At 37.9% G+C, this 4,190-nt stretch carries 6 protein-coding genes; 4 read left to right on the top strand and 2 right to left on the bottom strand.

What is annotated here, in order from left to right; all coding sequences use genetic code 11:
* Positions 1–554, top strand: a 554-nt coding sequence (locus UC75_RS20470; RefSeq protein ID WP_228137138.1) for a DUF815 domain-containing protein, incomplete at its 5' end; no start/stop codon positions are given.
* A 108-nt stretch (positions 555–662) separates the two neighbouring features.
* Positions 663–1,766, top strand: a complete 1,104-nt coding sequence (locus UC75_RS06510; protein ID WP_049837079.1) for a DUF6670 family protein — start codon at positions 663–665, stop codon at positions 1,764–1,766.
* A gap of 2 nt (positions 1,767–1,768) precedes the next feature.
* Here the strand turns inward: UC75_RS06510 and tsaD are convergent, their stop codons facing one another.
* Positions 1,769–2,779 carry a tRNA (adenosine(37)-N6)-threonylcarbamoyltransferase complex transferase subunit TsaD gene (gene tsaD, locus UC75_RS06515; protein WP_049837080.1) on the bottom strand — a complete coding sequence of 337 codons (1,011 nt, stop codon included), beginning with the start codon at positions 2,777–2,779 and terminating at the stop codon, positions 1,769–1,771.
* Between the two features lie 145 nt (positions 2,780–2,924).
* Here tsaD and rpsU point away from each other — a divergent pair, with 145 nt between their 5' ends.
* Together rpsU and UC75_RS06525 are read left to right on the top strand one after the other, a co-directional pair.
* Positions 2,925–3,140 (top strand): 30S ribosomal protein S21, encoded by a 216-nt coding sequence (gene rpsU, locus UC75_RS06520; RefSeq protein ID WP_001136722.1) that lies wholly within the window; start codon positions 2,925–2,927, stop codon positions 3,138–3,140.
* A gap of 25 nt (positions 3,141–3,165) precedes the next feature.
* Entirely contained in the window at positions 3,166–3,612 is a 447-nt protein-coding gene (locus UC75_RS06525; protein ID WP_004791284.1) for a GatB/YqeY domain-containing protein, read from the top strand.
* Positions 3,613–3,701: 89 nt separating this feature from the next.
* Here the strand turns inward: UC75_RS06525 and UC75_RS20475 are convergent.
* On the bottom strand, positions 3,702–4,190 hold a 489-nt coding region (locus UC75_RS20475), incomplete at its 5' end, for a tetratricopeptide repeat protein (protein ID WP_416202201.1).

Raw genomic sequence — 4,190 nt, forward strand, 5'->3', positions numbered from 1 at the left:
AAGGATTACGTTTAATTGAAATTGAGCGTGATGACTTAGCAGATTTACCTAAAGTTCAGAAACTCATTCAAAACCGACCTGAAAAATACATCGTGTATTGTGATGACTTAGCTTTCAATGCTGAAGATGAAAATTACCGTAGTTTAAAAAGTGTATTGGATGGTTCATTACAGTCTGGTTCAAGTAATTTTATTATTTATGCAACCAGTAACCGTCGCCATTTGTTACCAGAATTTATGCATGAGAATACGCCTGTAACTAAGGTTGATGTACCTCAATATACCGAACTACACCCACAAGAAGCGATTGAAGAAAAGATCTCTTTGTCAGATCGTTTTGGCTTGTGGTTATCTTTTTACCCAATGGACCAGAATTTATATTTAGAAATTGTGGAGCATTACATTCATAAAGCAAACATGGTTTTTAATGATGAAGTTCGTGCTGAAAGTTTGCGTTGGTGTCAAATGCGTGGTCAACGTTCAGGACGTGCTGCTTATCAGTTTTCTAAGCACTGGATTGGTTTAAATGGCTTAAAAGAGTTGCCTAACAATTAAACAAAATGTCCCGCAAAGCCTTAGCTTTGGCCTGAAAACCGCTTAGTTTTGATAGTTGTTTTTCATAACCTAAAACAAAGATAGTCCTATCCTCCTTTAGGTTTATATATGAAAAAACAATTGCCCAAAATTTCTATAGGCAGCAAAGTTTTAGGTCAAAGCTTATTGCTCGCGCAAAGTGTTATAGATAAAGCAGAAAAATACTCAACTCTTCCTTTTTCTCAACCTCATATCATTCAGCCCCGAGTTGATGAAAAATATTATAGCTGGACTCATTACGGCATCTTTTTTCCACTTTTGCCAGAGCCGCATCACTATTTAAATATTATGATTTTATTAGGCACACCTGGTGCTCTTGCATTTGATCATGATGACATAATTCACGGAAATCCTCGAAAAACAGCGACTTTCTTTTCAAGTACCGCAGCAGTAGAGAAAGCTTTGCTTAAGGCTTATATCATTCCTGAAGATACAAAAATTAATGAAGATGGAAGCTTAATCGAACTAAGTCAAGAAATTTCAATTCAAGGAAAATTCCCAAAAATTCATATTAATGGACACTACGAGGGTCTTGATTTCGACTTTGATATTGATGTTACCTCACATGTTTCATGGTTTATCAAAACACCGATTTATGATCATTTTAGTTTGTTGGCAAAGTTTAAAGGTTTCTTAACCTACCAAGCAGAACGTATTGAAAGTGAGGGGCTCTGCACTTATGAATATGCTCGAGCAGTTGGAGCTCATTCCATCACAGATAAACTTATTCCTGAAGCCTATAAACTGCCACTTGATTTTTTTACTTATCAAATTATCAATTTAAATGAGACCACTCAACTTCTTCTTACCAAAGCAGATATTGCAGGCCAGACAGCAGCTTATACTTTGCATATTAGATATCTTGATCGGCCTGCAGAAGTTTATACAGATGTCAGTTTTGATATTATTTCTCACCAAGTTGATGATTACATCTCACCGACTGGACAAAAGATGCGACTTCCTAAATTCTTTTCGTGGATTGCTCGAAATGAAGCTAAACAAATTATTTTAAATATTCAGGCAGAAATTGACTCCCCACTCCGCTACGGTCATGGGCGAGGTTATGCAAGTAGTTATATATTTACCGGTAATTATTTCGGTAATGAAGTTCAAGGCCGTGGTTATATCGAATATATAGATATTGAAAACCAACAAGCCTTTGAAGATGAATAATTTTACTCAGGAATAGACAACTCAGTCATTGGCCAACGTGGTGTTGTGGTTACAGCCAAACCATCATGCTGGCCTGCTTTTAAGCGTTGATAGCCTGCAAAAGCAATCATTGCCCCATTATCAGTACAAAGAGCAGGTTCTGCGTAATAAACTTGTGCCTTAATTTTAGCCAATGAAGTTTCCAACTGTTCACGTAATCGTAAATTTGCGCTTACTCCACCCGCAATGACTAGACGCTTAAGTCCAGTTTGCTTTAAGGCTTTTACTGATTTTTTTACCAAGGTATCTACAATTGCTTCTTGGAATGAAGCAGCAATGTCAGCATCTCTGTTTTCACCATTCAATTTTTTCAATTGCACAGAAACAGCTGTTTTTAAACCACTAAAAGAAAAATCTAGACCTTGGTGAAGCATTGGTCGTGGAAATTCAAACGCTAATGGATTACCACTTAAAGCCAATTTCGCAATATTAGGACCACCCGGGTATGGCAAACTCATCATTTTTGCAACTTTATCAAAGGCTTCCCCAGCTGCATCATCAATAGATTCACCCAAAAGTTCATATTGACCAATACCGTGAGCTGCCATTAATTGTGTATGCCCACCTGAAACCAATAAAGCAACAAATGGAAATTCAGGCGGTTGACTTGAGAGTAAAGGCGCCAACATATGCCCTTCCATATGGTGAACACCGATGGCAGGTTTATTTAAAGAAAAAGCTAAAGTTCTTCCAAATAAAGCTCCTGTCATTAAGGCTCCCATTAACCCAGGACCACGTGTATAAGCAACAGCATCAATCTCTTGTTTTTTTACACCACTTTGCTCAAGCAATTGATTCATTAAAGGAATTAATTTTCGAACATGGTCTCGAGAAGCAAGTTCAGGTACTACTCCACCATATTCGGCATGAAGTTTAATTTGGCTATAAAGAACCTGTCCCCGCAAGCCGAGTTCGCTATCATAAAGTGCCAACCCTGTTTCATCACAAGAAGTTTCCAAGCCTAAAACAATCATCAAAACTGCCTTTTATATGAGTCAAAATATTGCAATCGCTATTATAGACTTGTGATATGAGTTGTAAATGAGTAAAATACTGACCTTCACTTGTGATCCGGCACAATAGTGTGCTTGATCTTATCCATAATCTAGAGGATTTTACATGCCACAAGTTAAGTTGAAAGAAGGCGAACCAGTTGACGTAGCTATCCGTCGTTTCAAACGTTCATGCGAAAAAGCTGGTGTTTTAGCTGACGTTCGTAAACGTGAATTCTACGAAAAACCAACTCAAGAACGTAAGCGCAAAAAAGCTGCTGCAGTTAAACGCTACCAAAAGAAATTGGCTCGCGAATCTGTACGTACTACTCGCCTTTACTAATTAATTTGTGATTGACTGCTGAATTATGACTACTTTAAAAAACCAAATTACTGATGCATTAAAAACTTCTATGCGTGCCAAAGATATGGCAACAGTGACGGTTTTGCGTAGTCTACAAGCAGCAATTAAGCAAATCGAAGTCGATGAGCGCATAGAGCTTGGCGACGCTCAGGTTCTTGCGGTCATTGAAAAGCAAATTAAACAACGTAAAGAATCGATCAAAGCCTTTGAAGGTGCTGGTCGTGATGATTTAGCTAGTAAAGAACAAGCCGAAGCTGAGATTTTATCTCAGTTTCTACCAGAAGCTATGACTGAGGAAGAGCTTGATTCTCTCATTGAGCAAACGATTTCTGCTCAAGAAGCAACTAGCATGAAAGATATGGGTAAGGTGATGAATTCTCTACGTCCGATCATAGCCGGGCGTGCCGATCCTTCTGTAGTTTCAGCAAAAATTAAAGCTAAATTAGCTTAATCTCTTCTCTTAAATTTTATATTCCCTCAAACCAAAGCTTCTTTTAGTTTGGGCGTGTTTATATATTTGAATTTTTTGAAAGATATATTTCAAATTTTCATTCTTCGCTCATCTTGCATTTGTTTCAATCTACTGTCTATTCTAGCCGACATTGCTTGATTGTCTTTTGCTAATCGCTGAGCATGCAACATCGATTTAATCGCATTCTCTTCACTCCCCGACCAATATTCAGCTTCTGCTCGATAGCGTAAAACATTGACTGCTCTCAATGGTCCTGTCTTGTCCAAATTAGCAGCCTGCTGCAAAAATTGCCAACCTTGGATATCTCTTGGGTTTTTATTGATAAACCGTTGAACAAGAGTTTGAACCTGTGAAAATTTTCCTTGGCGCAGCAACACTTCAGCCAACTTATAACTGAAAGCTCTATTTTCAGGCATAGTCATTTGTGTAGAAGCAATTGAAGTATAGGCTTGATCCAACTTGTTTTGCCCCAGATAAATATCGGTCTGCAAAAGTGTAACAAGAGGTTTTCCACTAGATTTGACTTGATCTAAAGTAGACTGCGCCTGTGCATAATC

Source organism: Acinetobacter sp. V2 (assembly GCF_001188385.1).
Taxonomy (GTDB): Bacteria; Pseudomonadota; Gammaproteobacteria; order Pseudomonadales; family Moraxellaceae; genus Acinetobacter; species Acinetobacter oleivorans.